This is a genomic window from Streptosporangium sp. LJ11, assembly GCF_051918945.1.
GTDB lineage: Bacteria > Actinomycetota > Actinomycetes > Streptosporangiales > Streptosporangiaceae > Streptosporangium.
The window spans coordinates 32,030-49,920 of sequence record NZ_JBPXMB010000046.1; the positions used below are offsets into that span (position 1 = coordinate 32,030).

General features: G+C 71.5%; 17 protein-coding genes, 1 tRNA gene and 2 pseudogenes. 11 read left to right on the forward strand and 9 right to left on the reverse strand.

The window, feature by feature from the left end; all coding sequences use genetic code 11:
• Window positions 1-62: 62 nt before the first annotated feature.
• Window positions 63-548: pseudogene (locus ACTOQ3_RS40955) on the reverse strand (DUF523 domain-containing protein); the annotation flags it as partial.
• An 86-nt stretch (window positions 549-634) separates the two neighbouring features.
• Between ACTOQ3_RS40955 and ACTOQ3_RS40960 the strand changes: the two are divergent.
• From ACTOQ3_RS40960 to ACTOQ3_RS40980, 5 genes are all read left to right on the forward strand, one after another.
• On the forward strand, window positions 635-997 hold the full coding sequence (locus tag ACTOQ3_RS40960) for a hypothetical protein (RefSeq protein WP_440089264.1): 363 nt from the start codon (window positions 635-637) through the stop codon (window positions 995-997).
• A complete protein-coding gene (locus tag ACTOQ3_RS40965; RefSeq protein WP_440089266.1) occupies window positions 994-1,374 on the forward strand; it encodes a hypothetical protein in 381 nt (126 codons plus the stop codon). The genes ACTOQ3_RS40960 and ACTOQ3_RS40965 overlap by 4 nt, the downstream gene beginning before the upstream one ends.
• Before the next feature lie 67 nt (window positions 1,375-1,441).
• Window positions 1,442-2,134 carry an SRPBCC family protein gene (locus ACTOQ3_RS40970; protein ID WP_440089267.1) on the forward strand — a complete coding sequence of 231 codons (693 nt, stop codon included), beginning with the start codon at window positions 1,442-1,444 and terminating at the stop codon, window positions 2,132-2,134.
• Window positions 2,135-2,519: 385 nt separating this feature from the next.
• The gene (locus ACTOQ3_RS40975; protein WP_440089269.1) at window positions 2,520-3,749 is read left to right on the forward strand and encodes a CynX/NimT family MFS transporter; all 1,230 of its coding nucleotides are present in this window, start codon (window positions 2,520-2,522) and stop codon (window positions 3,747-3,749) included.
• A 68-nt stretch (window positions 3,750-3,817) separates the two neighbouring features.
• On the forward strand, window positions 3,818-4,735 hold the full coding sequence (locus tag ACTOQ3_RS40980) for a metal-dependent hydrolase (protein ID WP_440089270.1): 918 nt from the start codon (window positions 3,818-3,820) through the stop codon (window positions 4,733-4,735).
• Window positions 4,736-4,824: 89 nt separating this feature from the next.
• On the opposite strand, the gene ACTOQ3_RS40985 is transcribed toward ACTOQ3_RS40980, so the two are convergent.
• Window positions 4,825-6,015 (reverse strand): phytoene desaturase family protein, encoded by a 1,191-nt coding sequence (locus ACTOQ3_RS40985; RefSeq protein WP_440089271.1) that lies wholly within the window; start codon window positions 6,013-6,015, stop codon window positions 4,825-4,827.
• A 65-nt stretch (window positions 6,016-6,080) separates the two neighbouring features.
• Complete coding sequence (locus ACTOQ3_RS40990) at window positions 6,081-6,965, reverse strand: RNA polymerase sigma-70 factor (RefSeq protein ID WP_440089273.1); 885 nt, start codon at window positions 6,963-6,965, stop codon at window positions 6,081-6,083.
• A gap of 109 nt (window positions 6,966-7,074) precedes the next feature.
• Here ACTOQ3_RS40990 and ACTOQ3_RS40995 point away from each other — a divergent pair, with 109 nt between their 5' ends.
• Together ACTOQ3_RS40995 and ACTOQ3_RS41000 are read left to right on the forward strand one after the other, a co-directional pair.
• Entirely contained in the window at window positions 7,075-8,505 is a 1,431-nt protein-coding gene (locus ACTOQ3_RS40995) for an MFS transporter (RefSeq protein WP_440089274.1), read from the forward strand.
• Between the two features lie 19 nt (window positions 8,506-8,524).
• Window positions 8,525-8,597: transfer RNA gene (locus ACTOQ3_RS41000), tRNA-Ala, on the forward strand.
• Window positions 8,598-8,935: 338 nt separating this feature from the next.
• Here ACTOQ3_RS41000 and ACTOQ3_RS41005 read toward each other — a convergent pair.
• Entirely contained in the window at window positions 8,936-9,433 is a 498-nt protein-coding gene (locus tag ACTOQ3_RS41005; RefSeq protein ID WP_440089276.1) for a hypothetical protein, read from the reverse strand.
• Between the two features lie 223 nt (window positions 9,434-9,656).
• On the opposite strand from ACTOQ3_RS41005, the gene ACTOQ3_RS41010 reads away from it, so the two are divergent.
• From ACTOQ3_RS41010 to ACTOQ3_RS41020, 3 genes are all read left to right on the forward strand, one after another.
• Window positions 9,657-10,574, forward strand: a complete 918-nt coding sequence (locus ACTOQ3_RS41010; protein WP_440089277.1) for a diacylglycerol/lipid kinase family protein — start codon at window positions 9,657-9,659, stop codon at window positions 10,572-10,574.
• A 177-nt stretch (window positions 10,575-10,751) separates the two neighbouring features.
• Window positions 10,752-10,922 (forward strand): hypothetical protein, encoded by a 171-nt coding sequence (locus ACTOQ3_RS41015; protein WP_440089279.1) that lies wholly within the window; start codon window positions 10,752-10,754, stop codon window positions 10,920-10,922.
• Window positions 10,919-11,356 (forward strand): SRPBCC family protein, encoded by a 438-nt coding sequence (locus tag ACTOQ3_RS41020; protein WP_440089280.1) that lies wholly within the window; start codon window positions 10,919-10,921, stop codon window positions 11,354-11,356. Before ACTOQ3_RS41015 ends, ACTOQ3_RS41020 begins: the two co-directional genes overlap by 4 nt.
• Before the next feature lie 103 nt (window positions 11,357-11,459).
• Here ACTOQ3_RS41020 and ACTOQ3_RS41025 read toward each other — a convergent pair whose 3' ends face one another.
• Entirely contained in the window at window positions 11,460-12,281 is an 822-nt protein-coding gene (locus ACTOQ3_RS41025; RefSeq protein ID WP_440089282.1) for a MerR family transcriptional regulator, read from the reverse strand.
• A 266-nt stretch (window positions 12,282-12,547) separates the two neighbouring features.
• On the opposite strand from ACTOQ3_RS41025, the gene ACTOQ3_RS41030 reads away from it, so the two are divergent.
• Window positions 12,548-13,381: an SCO6745 family protein gene (locus tag ACTOQ3_RS41030; protein ID WP_440089283.1), complete on the forward strand. Its 834-nt coding sequence runs from the start codon at window positions 12,548-12,550 to the stop codon at window positions 13,379-13,381.
• Between the two features lie 78 nt (window positions 13,382-13,459).
• Here ACTOQ3_RS41030 and ACTOQ3_RS41035 read toward each other — a convergent pair whose 3' ends face one another.
• The 4 genes and pseudogenes from ACTOQ3_RS41035 to ACTOQ3_RS41050 form a co-directional block, all read right to left on the reverse strand.
• Window positions 13,460-14,707 carry a serpin family protein gene (locus tag ACTOQ3_RS41035; protein ID WP_440089284.1) on the reverse strand — a complete coding sequence of 416 codons (1,248 nt, stop codon included), beginning with the start codon at window positions 14,705-14,707 and terminating at the stop codon, window positions 13,460-13,462.
• Window positions 14,708-14,780: 73 nt separating this feature from the next.
• On the reverse strand, window positions 14,781-15,416 hold the full coding sequence (locus ACTOQ3_RS41040; RefSeq protein WP_440089286.1) for a hypothetical protein: 636 nt from the start codon (window positions 15,414-15,416) through the stop codon (window positions 14,781-14,783).
• A gap of 58 nt (window positions 15,417-15,474) precedes the next feature.
• The gene (locus ACTOQ3_RS41045) at window positions 15,475-16,860 is read right to left on the reverse strand and encodes a selenium-binding protein SBP56-related protein (RefSeq protein ID WP_440089288.1); all 1,386 of its coding nucleotides are present in this window, start codon (window positions 16,858-16,860) and stop codon (window positions 15,475-15,477) included.
• Between the two features lie 643 nt (window positions 16,861-17,503).
• Window positions 17,504-17,891 (reverse strand): annotated as a pseudogene (locus ACTOQ3_RS41050) (hypothetical protein); the annotation flags it as partial.

A 17,891-nucleotide genomic window follows, 5' to 3' on the forward strand; every position in this document is an offset into this window, starting at 1 on the left:
CCGGAGTGCCGGTCGCCGAGGTCGCGGGGGTGTTCCTCGCGCGGGTCCGGGGGCCGGTCGCCGAGATCGCGCAGGCGCGCGGCGGCCTCGGCGACGCGGTCCTCGCCGAAGACCGCGACGCCGTGCCGTTCCAGCAGGGCGGTGGTGACCCCGTGGCCGGGCACCCGCCGGCCGCCGAAGGCGCCGTCGTGAACGGTCAGGCTGCCGCAGGAAGGGCTGCCCTCCTTCAGGATCGCCACCCTCACACCGTGGGCCCGCGCGGCGGCGAGCGCCGCCCGCGCGCCGGCCAGGAAGGCCTCCGTGACGTCGGCGCCCCCGGCGGTCAGCACCCGGGCCGTCCCGGCCAGCACCGCCTCGCCCCCGGCTCCGCCCTCGATCTCCGCGGCCGGGCGCGGGACGGGCAGGCCGCCCTCGACCTCGGGGCAGAACGGGACGAGCCGTCCCTCCCGCCGCCACGCGGCCAGCAGCGCGTCGCCGCTCGTCTTGGCGGCCCCGTCGTAACGGACCCTCCGCCCCATCAGGCAGGCACTGACCAGGATCCTCTCCACGGCCCCAGAGTACGTGGCGCGGCGCGGGGGGCGAGGGGGCCGGGCAGTACCCTTCTGCCCATGCTTCTCGATGTCCTGAGGTCGCGATGATCGGCCCGCTCGCGACCGGCCTGATCCTGCTGTCGCTGGTGATCGGGATCTTCGGCCTCGTCAGCACGGCGAGGAACAGGGCGATGGGGAGAACGCTCCTCGTCGCGCTCGGGGTGTTGGAACTCGGCCTGCTCGTCCAGGCCGGGTTCGTGATCGCCGCGCTGGTGAGGGGCGAGGGGCCCGCGGAGACGGCCACGCTCATCGGCTATCTGGCGGGCAGCCTGGTGATCCCGCCGGCGGCGGCGTTCTGGGGGGTCGGCGAGCGCTCGCGCTGGGGTCCTGCGGTGATCGCGGTGGCGGGCTTCGCGATTCCCGGCATGGTCGGGCGGATGCTCCAGGTCTGGCAGGGACTGCCGTGAGCGAGCCGGCGATCGGCACCGGGCCCGGACGCGCGCTGGTGGCGCTCTACGGGGTGTTCGCCCTCGCCGCGGGAGCCCGCGCCGCCGTGCAGATCGCCACCCGGTTCTCGGAGGCCCCGCTGGCCTACTCGCTGTCGGCGTTCGCCGCCGCCGTCTACGTCGTGCTCACCGTGGCGCTGGCCAGGGGGAACAGGACCCTGGCACTGGTCGCCTGCGGTGTCGAGCTGGCCGGGGTGCTCGTCGTGGGCACGCTCAGCATGGCCGACCCCGAGGCCTTCCCGCGCGCCACAGTTTGGTCGGGCTATGGAAGCGGATACCTATTCATCCCATTTGTTCTGCCTATCCTGGGGCTCTACTGGCTTTTGCGGCGCCGCTAGTTAGGCCCGCATCTCATCGGGCATGTGTGCCTCCCGTACCGACCGAACCACAAGGGAGGACACGGTCATGAGTTCGATCGAACAGTCCGTCGACGTCAACGTTCCGATTCGGACCGCGTACAACCAGTGGACCCAGTTCGAGAGCTTTCCCGAGTTCATGGAAGGCGTCGAGACGATCAAGCAGTTGAGCGACACGCGCACGGCGTGGGTCGTCGAGATCGCGGGGGTCCGCCGGGAGTTCGAGGCGGAGATCACCGAGCAGCACCCCGACGAGCGGGTGGCCTGGAAGTCGGTCGAGCGGCCGCACCAGGCGGGCGTGGTGACCTTCCACCGCCTCGGCCCCGACACCACCCGGGTCACGTTGCAGATGGAGTACGACCCCGAGGGGTTCGTCGAGACCGTCGGAGACTGGCTGCAGATCGTCCGCCTGCGCGTCCGCGGCGACATGGAGCGTTTCAAGACCTTCATCGAGTCGCGCGGCGGCGAGACCGGCGCGTGGCGCGGCGACGTGCCCGGCCCGCACGAGCACGGCGACGCCGGCACCGGTGGTGCCGGTGACCGGAGGCCGGGCGAGTACGGCGGCACCGGTACGGGAGGCGGCTACGGATCCGACGACGCCGTGCCCTCGCCGCCCCCGCGCACGGCGGGCCAGTCCTACCCGTCGGACCCGGGGCTTCCCCCGCCCGGTGGCACGCCGCTGCCCCCGGCCGGTCGTGGGCTCGGCGAGGAGCCGCCGCCCTCCCCGGGGCCGCGCATCTGACGCCCGCCCGCCGGGGTCGCCCACCTGAAGCCCCGCCGCCCTGACCGGGCGGTGGATCCTCGTTCGAGACGCGCGTCCGGCGCCGGCCGGCCCCGGGCCGCGCGCCCGGCGCAGGCGCGCCCGGTGGCGTCGCTCCGGCGTCCGGTGCCCGAACCGTCCGGGATTCCGGGCATCCGGAAGCCGGGGAGCCGTACCGGTGCGTAAGAGAGCCGGGTCACGTTCTGTAAACAGGGACGTGGCCCGGCTTTCATGTTGTCAGCGATTCGCGCCCGTTCGGATCCGGTGCATGCGGTCAGGAACAAATCAAGGTTTCGCTCCTGTTACAGTCGGGGTCAGCCAATCATCCTACGATTGGATGAAATTACTGAGGAGGACTGGAACCAGCATGAGCGTGCTCACCCATCAGACCAGGGGCCGCACCGGTGGAACGACAGGCTCTCTCGCCTGGTTGCTCGTGCTGGGAATCGTTCTCGCGGCGCTGAACCTGCGTACCGCCGTCACGAGCGTCGGGCCGGTTCTCGACCAGATCACCTCTGGTCTCGGCATGACCGCCGTCGGAGCCGGGCTGCTCACAACGCTCCCCGTGCTCATCTTCGCCTCGGTCGGCGCGGTCACCCCCGCGCTGGCCAGGAAGGTCGGAGAGCACCGCCTGCTGCTCTTCGCCCTCATCGTCCTCGGCGCGGGCCTGCTCGTCCGATCGATGGTGGGCTCGGCCGAGGTCTTCCTCTACAGCAGCGCCCTCGCGCTGTCGGGCGGCGCGGTGGGCAACGTGCTCATCCCCAGCCTGATCAAGCGTCACTTCCCGGGCCGGGCCGGGGCCATGACCACCGTCTACACCACCGCCCTGGCGGTGGGCACGATGCTCGCGGCCGCCGCGACCGTGCCCATCCAGCGGGCCACCGACGGCAACTGGCACGTTGCCCTGGGGGTGTGGGGGGCGTTCGCCGCCGTCGCCGCCATTCCGTGGCTTGCGCTCTCGCGCAGTGAGCCGGAGCGGCACGGCGCGAGCGCGGGAACGGGTGCCCGCGCCCTGCTCCGCAGCAGGCTGGCCTGGGCGGTCGCCGCCTACTTCGGCACCCAGAGCATGGTCGCCTACATCATGTTCGGCTTCCTGCCGAAGATGCTCACCGACGGCGGCTACACCACCGCGCAGGCGGGTCTGGTGCTGGGCGTCTTCACCGCGATCGGCATCCCGGTCTCGCTCGTCGTGCCCTCGATCACGTCGAGGTTCTCCGACCAGAGGCCCGCGGTGGCCGTCTTCGTCCTCTTCTACGCAGCCGGTTTCCTCGGCCTCTGGCTCGGGCCCTCCGCTCTGGCCTGGGCCTTCGCCAGCCTGGTCGGCATCGGCATGGGATCGTTCCCGCTCGCGCTGACCATGCTCGCCATGCGCACCCGCACCTCCGAGGCGACGGCCGCGCTGTCGGCCTTCGGGCAGAGCACCGGGTACCTCATCGCGGGTGCCGGGCCCCTGGTCGTCGGCGTCATGCACGAGTCGACCGGTGGCTGGACGCTGCCGTTCCTGCTGCTGTTCGCGGTGGTCGCCGCCCAGTTCGTGGCCGGCTGGTACGCGGGCCGTCCGGGCTACCTGGAGGACGAGCCGTCCTTCGCGCGCTGATCCACCGTGGACCGGTACGGCTTGCGCCCCTGCGGGGGCGGCGCAAGCCGTACCGGCATAATGGGGCGATGCCCATCACGGACTCGACGCGGGTCACCTACCCGGGCGGAGCGGTCAGGGGGCGTTCGGCCGTCGTCGCCACCGTGCCGGTCGGGGACGGGTACGGGACCATCGTGGCCGAGACCCCTTTCCACCCGCTGGACCACACCTGGCCCGACCAGCCGGCCGACGCGGGCACCATCGGCGGGCTCGCGGTGACCGGCTGCGTCACCGGAGCCGTGGCCGAGGGCGAGGAGACCGTCCATCTGGGCGCGGACATCCCGGTGCGCCGGGGTACCCCCGGCTGGCACTGGCTGGTCGTCCACGTCACCGCCGAACCCGTCGCGGACGGCGAGCTCGCCGGCGACGGTTTCACAGCCCCCGGGTCCGGCGGCGCCGGGCCCGGCGGTGAGGTCGAGCTGGTGGTCGACGCCGCGGGCCGCCGCGCGCTCTCGGCGGGGCACACCGCCTGCCACCTCGCCGCGCTCGCGCTCAACGCGGCGCTGGCCGGACGGTGGCGCAAGGAGGTGCCCGCCGACGGGCTGGGCCACCCCGACTTCGACCAGACGGCCATCGCCTCCTCGCGGATCCTTCCCGGCGGCAGCCACGACGTCTACCGGCTGGGCAGGTCGCTGCGCCGCAAGGGTTTCGGCACCGAGGGGCTGGCCGAGGAGCTCCCGGAGATCGCCCGCCTGGTCGGCGACCGGCTCACGGCGTGGATCGCGGCCGACGCCGCCGTCAGGATCGACACCCCGGGTCCGGAGCTGACCGCCCGGCGCACCTGGCACTGCGCCCTGCCCGAGGCCGAGGTCTCCATCCCGTGCGGGGGGACGCACCTGTCGAGCACCGCCGAGCTCGGCACGATCGCCGTGGCCCTGGACCTGTCCGCCGACGGCTCCGAGCTGACCATGCGCACCACCGCCGGTCCGTACGCCGGCGGTTCGTAGTCCTTAGGACACGGGGCATCGGGCGGCCGCTCTCACCGCTCTCACCGTTCCCGGTGAACGGCCGGTCGGCCGACCGGCCGGTCACGCGGTCACGCGGTCAGGCGCGGCTTCGAGCGGCCCGCCCCGGAGACGGCCCGCAGGGCGGCCTCCGCCGCGATCAGGGCGCTGTGCGAGGAGACCTCGCTGAGCAGGCCGGGAGCCGCCACCGCGTCACCGATCAGCCAGACGCCGTCCCCCCGGTCGATCGCGGGCCGATCCCGCCAGGTGGCCCCCGGCAGGTCCAGGGCGCCGGTGCGGCCGTTGCACATGGCCTCCCGCCGCCAGGTCGTCCGCTCCCGCCAGCCGGGAAGCCCGAGATCGGCCACCCGCTCCGCCCTGGAGATCGCCTCCGCCTTCGTCTCACCCGGCCTGACCGGCATCTGCAGCTGGCAGAGGCTGTGCCCGTCCGGGGCGAGCGAGGGGTCCGGCAGGCTGTACCGCTCCATGAAGCCTCCCTCGTCCAGGTCGGAGACGAGGAAGAGGTCGCCGGCGCTCGCGCGGACGCCGAGGTCGAGCAGGACGGCCTTACCGCTCTCCCAGCGCAGCGACTCGTCGCCGAGCAGTGTCCTGGCGGCGTCCAGCGAGGTCGCCACGATCACGGGGGCGCCCTCGGGCAGGCGGTCCACCCGCGAACCGGTCTCGATCCGCACGCCCAGGCCGCGCGCGTGGACGGCCATCCGGTCGATCACCTGCCCCCAGCCGCCGGTGACGTAGCGCGGGGCCGGATACCTCGGCGCGGTCGCCCGCAGCACCCGCTCCCAGACGAACGCCGCCGACAGCCGCCCGGGGTCCGCGTCATAGGTGATCACCCCGACCAGCCCGGCGGCGGCCCGCATGCCCTCCTCGCCGAGATGGCGGGTGGCCCAGGTTCCGAAGTCCTCGTCCACCGGTGCCCGCAGCCGCCGCCTGGCGAGCGCCTTCGCCAGCGACCAGGGCGGCATGCCCGACAGCCGGCCGCCGTGGCGGAACCTGCTCCTGGCGAGCATGCCCGGCGTGAGCCTGGTGTACGGCCGGACCAGCCCTCTGGCCGCCAGCCAGCGCCATGGCTCGCCGTCGGAGTAGAAGACGTGGGTGCCCTCGTTGGCGACGTACGGCGCGGTGGTGCTGCGGGCCCGGCCGCCCGGCTCCCGGTGCGCCTCGCGGAGGGTGACCCGTGCGCCGCCCTCGGCGCACGCGATGGCCGCGGTGAGGCCGGCGAGCCCGCCGCCGACGATGCTGATCTGTCGCGTCTCTCGTGTCATGCCCGTACGACGGATCGAAGAACGCCGTTCGTGACATCCCCGCCCGGTCTTCCCCGAGGGGAACGTCAGAGATGGGAGAGCTTCTCCGGGTTCGTCACCAGGAAGATGGTCCTGATCAGGCCGTCCTCGACGACCAGGGAGAACACCGTGACCGGCCGGCCGTCCGCGGTCACCACCACGGCCGGCCCGCCGTTCACCTCCGCGACCTCCACGCCGAAGCCGGAGACCGGTTCGGCGCCGATGCTCTCCATGAAGGCCCGCGGGCGGCCCCCGGACGTGATCGAGGACAGGAAACGCGCCACCCTGCCCGCGCCGACGATGGTCCGCAGCGGGGCCTTCGCCCTGCCGCCGCTGTCGCTGACCAGCGACACGTCCTCGGCGAGCATCGCGGTCAGCGCCCCCAGGTCACCGCCCGCGGCCGCCTCGGCGAACCGCTCGGTGAGCCTGCGCCGCAGCCCCCGGTCCACCTCGAACCTCGGTCTGCCCTCCTGGACGTGCTCCCTGCCGCGCCGGGCGAGCTGCCGGGTCGCCGCCTCGCTGCGCTCGATCATCTCGCCGATCTCCGCGTACGGCATGCCGAACGCCTCCCGTAGCACGAACACCGCGCGCTCCAGCGGGGACAGGGTCTCCAGCACCACGAGGAGCGCCAGCTCCACCGAGTCGGCCAGCTCGGCGTGCTCGGCCACGTCCGGGGTGACGATCAGCTCCGGCAGCCACGACCCGACGTAGGCCTCACGCCGGGCCCTCACCCGCCGCAGCCGGTCGATGGAGAGTCGCGTCACGACCTTGACCAGGTACGCCCGGTCGTCCTCCACCCGGGAGACGTCCACCGCCGACCAGCGCAGCCACGCCTCCTGGACGACGTCCTCGGCGTCGGTCACGCTGCCCAGGATCCGGTAGGCGACCCCGGTGAGCAGGTCGCGGTGCTCTTCGAAACGCTCAACGGCCATAGGGAGACAGACGTATCACGGCACCCCGATGTGACACGACCCGGTAAACGGTTGTTTACAGCGACCCTCTACCATGCGAGGGCGGAAGTCGACAGCGGAGGAGCGGGCAGTGACGGGAACGACCCTCGCCGAACCGGGCGCCACGCGGCAGGGCAGGAGCCTCTGGCTGACCCTGGTGGCGCTCTCCATGGCCGGGATGGTCGTGTCCGTCCAGCAGACCGTGGTCATCCCGCTGCTGCCCCGGCTGATGGTCACCTTCGGCGCGTCGGTGGCCGAGGTCACCTGGGTCTTCACCGCCTCGCTGCTCGCCGCCGCGGTGGCCACGCCACTGCTGTCGCGCCTCGGCGACATGTACGGCAAGAAGCGGATGATCCTGTTCACCGTCGGCCTGCTCGTCCTGGGCTCGGTGGTCTGCGCGCTGTCCGACACCCTCCCCGTGCTGATCGCCGGGCGAGCTCTGCAGGGGGCGTCGGCCGCGCTGATCCCGCTGGCCATCGGCATGATCAAGGACGGTTTCCCGCCCGCCAGGGTGATGACGGCCATCGGGGTGGTCAGCGCCACCATGGGCGTCGGCGGCAGCCTCGGCATGATCGTCACCGGCCTGATCGCCGACCGCACCCCCAGCCACCACCCGGTCTTCTGGATCACCGCGGGACTCGCGGCGTCCGCGGTCGTCCTCATCGCGCTCAGCGCCCACGACGGCGGGGTCGGCGCCGGCGGCCGCCCCGACCTCGTCGGCGCGGCGCTGCTGTCGGTCTGGCTCGTCTGCCTGCTGCTGGCGATCTCCAAGGGCAACGACTGGGGCTGGGGCTCGGGAACCGTCGTCGGGCTGTTCGCGGGCGCGATCCTGTTCTGCGCCGCGTGGGTCTTCAGCCAGATGCGGCTCCGGGCGCCGATGATCCGGCTGCACCTGCTCGTCGGCCGCCGGTCCCTGCCGGCCAACCTGGCCTCGATGCTCCTGGGCTTCGCCATGTTCGGCTCCTTCACCCTGATCTCCAGCTTCATCCAGACGCCTCCGTCCGCCGGGTACGGCTTCGGCGGGTCGGTCCTCGACGTCGGCATCTACGCCCTGCCCAGCACCGTGACCATGCTGCTCGCCTCCTTCATGGCGGGCCGCCTCTCCACCCGGCTCGGCCCCGCCTACTCCCTCGCCCTCGGCGCGGGCCTGTGCGCGGCCGGATTCGGCTGGTTCACCGTCTTCAACGACTCGGTGCTCCATCTGATCGGCTCCAACGCCGTGCAGGGACTGGGATTCGGCATCGGCTACGCCGCGCTGGGGGCGCTCGCCGTGCAGCACGTGCCCATGGACCAGAGCGGCATCGCCAGCGGCATCAACTCCCTGGTCCGCTCCATCGGCGGCAGCGTCTCCGGGGCCGCGACCTCGGCCCTCCTCACCTCCGTCACCATCGCCGGGACCTCCGTCCCCTCCCGCGACGCGTACGTGATCTCCTTCGGCGTCATCACCGCGAGCGCCGTGGGCTCCGCCGCCGTCGCGCTCGTGACCGGAATGAAGGCGCGAGGACTGTCCCGAGTCGGTTAGGATTTCATCTGCATCGCAAGGGGCTATGGCGCAGCTGGTAGCGCGCCTCCATGGCATGGAGGAGGTCTGGGGTTCGAATCCCCATAGCTCCACTTCGGTGACTGGGGTCCGCTGTTCGCAGGCATAGCCTGCTTCCCGCGGGCCCCTTCGTCGTTCACACGGGGGGGCGACCCCCCGGGCCCCCCGGTGTGGGGGCTTCGCCCCCACGCCCCCCGCTTCGCTTCGCTCAGGGGCTTGGTCTCGCCGGTTGGGCGGCTTCGGAACCCTGCGATCTCCTGGATCGTGAATCCAGTACGTCGGCCGTGTCCCGTATCTCACGGGTGACAGAACCGCCGACAGGCATCTCATCCGTCTGGAGCGATCCGGCCGGACGGTGATCCTGCCGGTACAGGGCGGAGCGGTGGGCAGGATCCACCGCCCGGGGGTCGGGTCAGTCGTCGGAGGCGACGATGACGGTCAGGGAGTCCTCGTCCCGGTCGATCAGGACGAGTTCGTGGAACTCGCCGAGAATCCATCCCAGGTCGTCGTCGCGGGCCGCCTCGTCGAGGTCGCGGAGGCGGTAGCGGGAGGTGGCCGCGCGGATCAGCGGGTAGACCTCGGCCTCCAGGTCGTGGGCGATCGTCTCGGGGAGGTCGGCGTACCTGCCTGCCCAGGTGCGGATCGTGGCGCAGGCGGACTCCTGGTCGACCTCCTCGAACGAGGCGGCGGAGAGCGCGTCGAGGCGGTAGGGGCCGTGCACCGGCCCGCCGTCCTTCCACGAGTCGGATCCCAGGTAGTCGTCCCGGTACAGCTGGTGGGAGAGCAGCTCGGTGAGCAGCGGTTCGTCGTCCTGCGGGGTGGCGAGGCGGAAGTGCTTCACATCCACCCAGCGGTAGGTCCCGTCCTTGAAGTTGACCAGGGTGGTCGAGGCGAACGCCAGTTGCTCCATAGTTGTGACGATAGTGACTCCTGGGATCTGTTCCTCACCGATTGGCCGAACTGGGAGAGCGCTCGGTAAACGGAGGAAACGGGGCGCGAGCTGGGCGCGCGCGGTGCGGACCCCCGTTCCCGGAGCGGGGGTGCGACGTTTGCCGCTCCGGGGTGAGGGCAGCCGTCGAGGTATCCGACGCGGTGCTGTTCGACGTATCCGACGCGGTGTTACAGGAGGTCAGATGCTGCCCCGGAAGCAGAAGGTCGGCACGGTCGCGGTGATCGCCCACCAGAAGAAGACGTTCGGCGGAGGGCTGGACGAGCTGCGCAGGCTCCTCGCCGACGAGGGGGTCGGCAAGCTGCTCTGGTACGAGGTGCCCAAGAGCAAGAAGGCGCCGAAGAAGGCGAAGAAGGCGCTGGAGGAAGGGGCGGACCTGGTTCTGGTGTGGGGTGGCGACGGCATGGTGCAGCGCTGCGTGGACACGCTCGCGGGCTCCGGTGTCACGGTCGGCATCCTTCCCGCGGGGACGGCGAACCTCTTCGCGCAGAATCTAGGCATTCCCGAGGATCTGCCCAAGGCTGTGCACATCGCCTTCCACGGCGAGAGCCGGAAGCTGGACCTCGGCAAGGTCAACGGGGAGCACTTCGCCGTCATGGCCGGGGTCGGATTCGACGCGGCGATGATCGAGGACGCCGACCGGGGGCTGAAGGACCGCCTGGGGCGCGTGGCGTACGTCTGGACGGGGCTGCGCCACGTCCGGGGGGAGCTCGTGCAGATGGAGGTCAAGATCGACGGTGTGACGTGGTTCGAGGGTGAGGCGAGCTGCCTGCTGCTGGGCAACGTCGGCACCATCACCGGTGGCATCGAGGCGTTCGACGACGCGCGTCCCGACGACGGGTGGCTGGAGATCGGCGTGACCACCGCCGAGGGGCCGATCCAGTGGGCCCGCGTGCTCGGCCGGATGAGCGTGGGACGGTCCGACGAGTCGCCGTTCGTCCGGATGTCCCGGGCGCGCAAGGTGAGCGCCACGTTCGCCACCCCCATGACCTACGAACTGGACGGCGGCGCCAAGGGCACCGTCACCGAACTCAAGGCCAAGGTCGTGCCCGGCGGCATCACCATTCGTGTTCCCGACGCCACCGGCTCCGACCAGGCGTGATCCCGGCCCGCCGGCTCTGGCCGGCCGTGATCGCGGGTCACCGCGCACGGCCGGTACGCCGGGTGCGGGCACGGCCGCCGGGCCGACCACGAAAACCCCTTTTAGTTAACATTCGTGACAAATATGGATTGGATATGGTTTGTCGACTAATTTCGCTTGATAGAAAAGAGCAGGTCGATGGCCGGTGATCGCTGGACCGAGGCCGACGTTCCCGGCCGGTCGCGGCGGGGCGTGCCCGCCATCGGCGCCGGCACCGGTCCCGGTCCGGAGACCGCCCGGGCGCCCGCCGTCCAGGCCCGCCCGCGGGCGAGGTTCGAGCGGCTGACAGGGATCGTGTACGGCCGGTGATCGAGGTGAGGGCGTCGATCGACATAGACCGTCCCGCGGCCGAGATATGGCGGATCGTCGCCGACTTCGGTCAGGATCCCCGGTGGCGTGCGGGTGTGACCACGATGGCGCCCGACCCGCCGGGTCTCGTCGTCCCGGGCACCACCACCGACGAGGCCATGCGTTTCGCCGGACGCGGCTTCTACATCAGCGGCCTGGTGACCTCGGTGGTGCCCGGCAGGGAGTTCCTCTGGCAGGGGACGTCGGGGATAGACGTCGGGGGCGGCAGGTCGGTCGTGCCCCTGAGCGACGACCGGTGCCGGGTGACCGTGTGGTTCCGGCTCAAGCTCCCCGGCCTGCTGCGCCTGCGCGCTCCCATGCTCGAACGCATGCTCAGGCGCAGGCTCCAGCAGAACGTCCGCCGCCTCGGCGACCTGGTCACCACGGACGCGTGACGTCGTCCGCGGGTGGTGACCGCCCCCGCGTTCGTCGTTCGTGGTCACCGCGGCGAGCGCGTTCGTGCGGACGCGGCCCGTGGCGTCTTCGCCCGCCTGGTCGTCACACCCGCGTGACCGTCATCTGCAGTTCGGTCACCCAGTTGTCGTGGTCGCCCTCGGGACAGTCGATGGAGACCTCCCTGGCCAGCCCGACACCGCGGTAGCCGTGCTCGTCGATCCAGTGGGCCAGCGTCTGGAACGTCGGTCCCACCTGCTCCATCGGACCGCGGTGGATGATCGTGGCGGCCTGCTCGACCTTCGGCAGGTCCACGACCGCGAAGTCGTACCCGTCGCTCGTCTCCGCGGCGACCTCCAGCCCGGCGCGCACGGTCACCCGGCCGTCGGCCTCGGCCTCGTAGCGGGCGATGCCGTATCCGGTGATCTTCACCCCGGCGGCGTCGACGCGCCGGCACAGGTCGGCGAAGAGCGGCTGGATGACGGGGCCGATGTCCTCGCCGTCGTAGCTGGCCGCGACGGCGGTGAGCTCCGCCACGCGCGTCGAGGGGATCGACTTGAGAAGAACCTCTTCGGGGTGCATGTGGCCTTCCTTGGTGATCGTCGTGAGCCGTACCTCCACCCGGACGAGCCGGGCCGTGTCCGCCGCGATCCGTTCCTCCAGCTCGGCACGACGCAGCCGCAGCATCCCGTACAGCTCCGCGGCGTCGACCCGCTCGTCCAGGATCGAACCGATCTGGCGCAGGGTGAGACCGAGGTCCTTCAGGGCGATGACGCGGTTGAGTCGCGACAACTGGTCGGCCCGGTAGAAGCGGTGTCCGCTGGCCGGGTCGACATGGGCGGGCCTGAGCAGGCCGATCGCGTCGTAGTGGCGCAACATGCGCACCGACACCTGGCCGAGCTGGGAGAACTCTCCGATACTGAACATGGTGCTTCCAGGTATAGGGGCTGACACCGTGTCAGCCGCAACCTCCGGACCTCGCCTCCGCCGGGTCACCCCCGTGCGCTCCGGCTCGCGCCCCGTGACGAACATCCGTCCCGTCACCGCGACCAGGTGTCGTCGTTGACTGCTACTGGCGGGTAGGAATAGGTTTTCAGATACCAACTGGTCGGTTCGAAGGGAACATCGGCTTCGCCCGGCGCGAGACCGGAGACCCCGGCCGCCGGCCGTTCCGTTGACTCCCCGGAGGCGTGATGACCGACGTCCAGCTGGCCCGTCAATCCTGGCGCCGCCTGGAGCCCGTCCACGGAATGATCTACTTCGTGCCCGAGGCCACCGAGCGCTACGCCGCGCTCGGCCTCGACAGCCGGGCGGGCTACTTCGCCTCCCGCGCCGCGGCCTTCGGCACGGCCTCCGCCGAGCTGGTCATCGCGACCTTCTACAACTTCCACCCCGCCCTCGTACGGCGCGCGCTTCCCGCCGCGTGGCAGGTCACGACGCCGGAGAAGCTGCTCGCGGCCCGTCTCGAAGCCGCCGGAGCAGCCCTGCGCCGGGCCGGTATCCACGAGATCGACACCCTCGCCGAGACGACGGAACTGGCCGTCCGCGCCGCGGAGAGGGCCTGCGAGCACCCCCAGGGGCGCCCGCTGTTCGCCGCGCACGCCGCGCTGCCCTGGCCCTCGGAGCCGCTCCTGCGGCTCTGGCACGCCCAGACGCTGCTTCGCGAGTTCCGGGGTGACGGGCACGTCGCGACGCTGCTCACCGAGGGCGTCGGCCCGCTGGACGCGCTGGTCCTGCACGCCGCGACCGGGCACGTCCCCACGGTGTTCCTCAAGTTCAGCCGCGACTGGCCCGAGGAGGAGTGGACCGCGGCCGAGGAGAGGCTGCGCGGGCGCGGCCTGCTGTCCGGTGACGGGCTCACCGAGGAGGGCGCGGCGCTCAGGCAGCGGATCGAGGACCGCACCGACGAGCTGGCGCTGCCCGCGTACGCCGCGCTCTCCGACGACGAGCTGGCCCGCCTGGCCGAGCTCGCGCGCACCTTCGGCCGGGCCGTGGTGGACAACGGCCTGCTCACCCTCTCCGGCTGAGCCCGCCGGGACCGGGGTCTTCGCGGCCTTCGCCGGGCGGCCGGGCCTTCGCGGTCACCTCTCGCCGGGCGGCCCGGCTCAGTTCCTCGTGGACGGGTCGCCGACCTGGCCGATGAACAGCGGGGTCAGCGTCGGCCGGTGGACGATCGCGAAGGCGAACGGGTGGTCGGCGCGGACCTCGGCCTCCGGCGGGGGCGGGCCCGACACGGTGAACGCGAGGCCGGTGACGGCGGCGGCCTCGGTACCCCACTCGTCCACGGCGATGTTGGCGCGATGGATCGCCTGGTCGAGACGGGCCCCGTCGGTGATCCCCGAGTAGTCGTTCCCCCGCAGCCCCAGCTTCGCGAGCGGTTCGGCCAGGTCCAGGCTCGTGGAGAAGTCCCATCGGGGCATGGCGAGCCGCACCGGCCGCTCCGCGAGCCCGGTGGCCACCTCCGCCATCACGGCGGGGGAGAGCAGGTCGGCGGGGGAGCCGCCCGCTCGCGGTACGAGGACCCACATGGCCAGCTCGTCTCCGGCGTAGTGCAGCTCCACGGCCTGCCAGCCGGACCCCGCCGCGTAGGGGAGGAAACCGTCGTGGCGCATCAGGGCCGTGCGTGTCGTCGTACCGTCGGCGCGGGTGAAGGTGGCGCCCTCCTCCGGCGGGTCGGTGAACGGCGTCGTCCAGTCGGCCTTGAGGTAGACGGCGTTGGCGATGACCAGTTTGGTCCTCGCGGGCAGGTTGTCGAACACCTTCCTGATCCGCCCGGCCGTCCGTTCCTCGGCCCAGGCGTCGATGACCTCGGTGGCGTTCCCGGCGAAGTCCACCTGGCGCACGCCCGTGCCGTACTGCGCCGCGAGCGTACGGAGGAACTCGGGCTTGACGCTCAGTCCCTCCTGGGTGAACAACTCGTTGGCGATGCCCACGGTCGGCGGCTCGGGGGTGCGCTCCTGGGCGTCCCGTTCCGCGTCCGGCTCGGTGCGGGGAGGCGGGTCGTCGGTCGTGACGATCTGCCGGGTGAGCGTGTTGAGAGAGGTGTGCGGCCCCTCGGAGGGGAAGCCGAAGACCGCGTCGAGTTCGGTGGCGGTGGCTCCGGTGGCCCCCGCCCTCGCCAGGCCGAAGGCGTAACCGATGCTCAGAGGCGACAGGACGGTGTTGGCCCCGGGTTTCGCGGTCGCGGCGAACAGGGCGTGCCCGAAGGAGGTCAGACCGCGTACGGTCTCCGCGACCGGGGGGTCCTTCGGGACCTCCCGCTTCACCCCCTTCGCGGTGATCGCGCTGGACTCGGTCATGGCACACGCCGAAAGGGCGGCGACGGCCAGCAGTGCGGGTAACAGTCGGCGCATGCTCCTGAGACGTACGCCGCCACCGGGCGGTTCACCCGGTTCGCGCGGCGTCCGGTTCGCCCGACGGGCGGCATCAGGTGAGCGCGGCGAAGGCGCCCGCCCCGATGAGGGCGACGGCCCAGGCGAGATCGAGGTTGAACCACGCCTTGCGGAGCACCGCCACGCCCAGCCGCTCGTAGACGACCAGGGCCAGCACGGTGGTCGTCACCAGCATGGCCATCGTGTGCACCCCGGTCGCCAGCAGGCTCTGCGAGGCCAGCGCGGCGGCGTCGTGGCCACCGTGGCTCCCATGTCCGCCGTGCCCGCCGTGCCCGCCGTGCAGGGTGACCGGGAGCACCATCAGCCCGGCTCCGTGGGCGGTGGCCATCAGGAACGACCACCCGGCCAGCTGCCACTTCGTCACCTTCATGCCGACCCAGCGGGGATGGCGCCGCCTCAGCAGCCGCCAGAGGCCGAACCCGCACACCACGGCCGCCACGCCGTACGAGACCGCTTTGGGCGGGGCGGCCAGCCGGGCCACCGACACCAGCCCGAGCGTGACCAGCACCGAGCCCGCGTGGCCGAGCACGATGGGCGGCAGCGCGCGCAGCACCCCGTCGCGCGAGCGCTCCTGCAGTCCGAGCGCGACCGCGAAGAGCCAGCCCATGGCCGGGTTCAGGCCGTGGAAGGCACCGAGCCCGGCCAGGATGAGCAGGGGCATCAGATCCATCGGGCACACCTTGGGAAGAGTGGGAAGGTGGCGGTGGCCGGTGGGCCCTCGGCCGGGGTCACGGGAAGCAGTAGGAGTCGGAGGAGGAGTCGCCGCCCTGCAGGCGGACCTGGTGCGCGCGCCGGCCGTCGGAGGCGAAGTCGACGAAGAAACCCGGATCGAGGGCGATCGAACCGTCGTCGGCGACGTCCACCTTCGCCATCCAGCCCGAGATGCCGTCGGGGTAGAAGACGTCGTCCCAGGAGCGGTAGAGCGAGTTGGTGAAATAGACGCGCCGTCCGTCCCTGCTGGCCTCGACCATCTGCGGCCCCCCGTTCAGCGTCCGGCCCGGAGCGGCCGGGTGACCGCCGCGTCCGGCGATCCCGCCGATCCGGACCGAGCCGGTCTCGCGCGGCGCGAACGGGTCGGAGACGTCGTACGCCTTGAGCTCGCCGGTGCCCCAGGCGGAGACGAGCAGGATCCGGTCGTCGAGGGTCAGCGAGATGTCGCTGACCAGCGGCGGTACCGCGCCGAACTGCTTGAGCGGCTCGGGCAGCAGGTCGGGGTCGGCGGGCTCGGCCGGGATCGTGATCGTCTTACGGGCCTTCCAGACGCCGTTCTCCAGGTACCAGGTGAAGATGTTGGCCGACAGGTCCTCGACGTTGATCACGCTGTTGACGAAGCCGTAGGTCTTGGTCGGGTCGTGGGCGGGCCGGAGCTCCAGGGCCATCTGGTGCTGGTCGCCCAGGTCGATCTCCTGGAGGTGCCTGCGCTTGGCCAGGTCCCAGACGTGCAGTTTGTGACCGTACTGCCGGCCGACCAGAAGCTCCAGCGAGGGCCCCGGCTCGATCTGGTTGGGCGTTCCCCACTCGCTGGTGATCATCGTGTCGTGTCCGAGGTGCCACCAGAAGTCGTAGTGCAGCCGCTGCGAACCCCGGTCGGCCTCCCAGCGGCCCTTGGGTTCGAAGGTGTCGTGGTCGAGCGTGAACACACCGCCGGGCGCGTCGCCGTCCACGTTGCCGAGCGCGCTGACGTAGATGGCGTCGGTGCCGCAGTGGACGGTGTGCGGGCGGCTGTACCCGGTCTTCTCGAAGATCGTCTCTGGCTCGATCGTCTTGACGAGCTTGGGGGACCAGGGATCGTCCTTGACGTCGAAAATGTAGATCCTGCTGGACCTCAGACCGGGAAGGACCAGGTAGCGCCGCTCCACGTGTGGATGTGGCGCGTACGGGCACAGTGCCGCGCTGCACACGTTCCAGCCGAAGTGGTGGAGCTCGTCGCCGGGGACGGACATGTCGTGCACGTCGGCGATCGACCCGTTCGACAGGTCGATCGTGGCGAGCCCGTCGGGCCGGTCGTCACCGGTCGTGGCGAGCAACGCGACGTAGGCGAGCTCCTCCTTCGGGGCAGCCATGGCCTCGCGGGCCGACGGGTAGAAGGTGGGGTCAGGCTGGATGAGCGCCACGGTGAACTCCTGAACTCGTAGCCGGAACCGGTATCCAACTAATCATGTAGGAAAACTTTCTGTTGTCCAGGGGTCATGTTGCGTGACCGGCGTGGACGGAGGTTGGGGGCAGAGATATGGACGGAGGTATGGATGGGGAGGCGCGCGTCCGGCTGCTCGGTTTCACCGTTTCGCGGGCCGGTGAACGCGAGAGGCGGCTCGCGTGGTCGTGAAATCCGTATTAGAAGATTTCGGACAGAGAGCCTCGGACAGAGAGCCTGGGACAGGCGAAGAGGTGCGGGGCGTAATGCCCCGCACCTCTCCGTATTTCAGTTGACGGCCACCTGCCCCGCACGGCCGTTCCCGAGTTTTACTTTCCCGGTCCTATGGACCTTCGGAGTAAACCGCCGGGCCGGGGCGCGTCAATCGACCTGTTTCCACGAGGCCCCTGGAAAACCTCAGCAGGCCCTCACCGCCGTGCAGATACCCGGAGGAGTAGCCCAGGTGAACGGGGCGCTGACAACAATCGGCGCCCTGACAATCGGCGCCCTGACAATGTGGGCGGAGACGACCGGGTAACTGACGACCTGGGTACCGGCTGTCGTCCCCCCACTAGGGCCTTGCGGTCCGATGGGACCCTGCGGTCCGACCGGGCCTTGAGGTCCTATGGGTCCTGCCGGTCCTGCCGGTCCTGCCGGTCCTGCGGGTCCTTCAGGTCCTGCGGGTCCCTCGGGTCCGGGTGCGCCGTCGGCGCCTGCCGGTCCTGCCGGTCCTTCAGGTCCTGCGGGTCCCTCGGGTCCGGGTGCGCCGTCGGCGCCTGCCGGTCCTGCCGGTCCTTCAGGTCCTGCGGGTCCTTCGGGCCCCTCGGGTCCTTCGGGCCCCTCGGGTCCTTCAGGTCCTGCGGGTCCTTCGGGCCCCTCGGGTCCTTCAGGTCCTGCGGGTCCCTCGGGTCCGGGTGCGCCGTCGGCGCCTGCGGGTCCTGCGGGTCCTTCAGGTCCGGGTGCGCCGTCGGCGCCTGCCGGTCCTGCCGGTCCTTCAGGTCCTGCGGGTCC

Bases quoted from the DNA above. Each gene is read 5' to 3' on its own strand.
- ACTOQ3_RS40975 (WP_440089269.1), top strand. From the start codon at position 2,520: ATGAGCGTGCTCACCCATCAGACCAGGGGCCGCACCGGTGGAACGACA.
- ACTOQ3_RS41010 (WP_440089277.1), top strand. From the start codon at position 9,657: ATGCTGCCCCGGAAGCAGAAGGTCGGCACGGTCGCGGTGATCGCCCAC.
- ACTOQ3_RS41040 (WP_440089286.1), bottom strand. From the start codon at position 15,416: ATGGATCTGATGCCCCTGCTCATCCTGGCCGGGCTCGGTGCCTTCCAC.
- ACTOQ3_RS41005 (WP_440089276.1), bottom strand. From the start codon at position 9,433: ATGGAGCAACTGGCGTTCGCCTCGACCACCCTGGTCAACTTCAAGGAC.
- ACTOQ3_RS40980 (WP_440089270.1), top strand. From the start codon at position 3,818: ATGCCCATCACGGACTCGACGCGGGTCACCTACCCGGGCGGAGCGGTC.
- ACTOQ3_RS41035 (WP_440089284.1), bottom strand. From the start codon at position 14,707: ATGCGCCGACTGTTACCCGCACTGCTGGCCGTCGCCGCCCTTTCGGCG.
- ACTOQ3_RS41015 (WP_440089279.1), top strand. From the start codon at position 10,752: ATGGCCGGTGATCGCTGGACCGAGGCCGACGTTCCCGGCCGGTCGCGG.
- ACTOQ3_RS40970 (WP_440089267.1), top strand. From the start codon at position 1,442: ATGAGTTCGATCGAACAGTCCGTCGACGTCAACGTTCCGATTCGGACC.
- ACTOQ3_RS40990 (WP_440089273.1), bottom strand. From the start codon at position 6,965: ATGGCCGTTGAGCGTTTCGAAGAGCACCGCGACCTGCTCACCGGGGTC.
- ACTOQ3_RS40985 (WP_440089271.1), bottom strand. From the start codon at position 6,015: ATGACACGAGAGACGCGACAGATCAGCATCGTCGGCGGCGGGCTCGCC.
- ACTOQ3_RS40960 (WP_440089264.1), top strand. From the start codon at position 635: ATGATCGGCCCGCTCGCGACCGGCCTGATCCTGCTGTCGCTGGTGATC.
- ACTOQ3_RS41030 (WP_440089283.1), top strand. From the start codon at position 12,548: ATGACCGACGTCCAGCTGGCCCGTCAATCCTGGCGCCGCCTGGAGCCC.
- ACTOQ3_RS41025 (WP_440089282.1), bottom strand. From the start codon at position 12,281: ATGTTCAGTATCGGAGAGTTCTCCCAGCTCGGCCAGGTGTCGGTGCGC.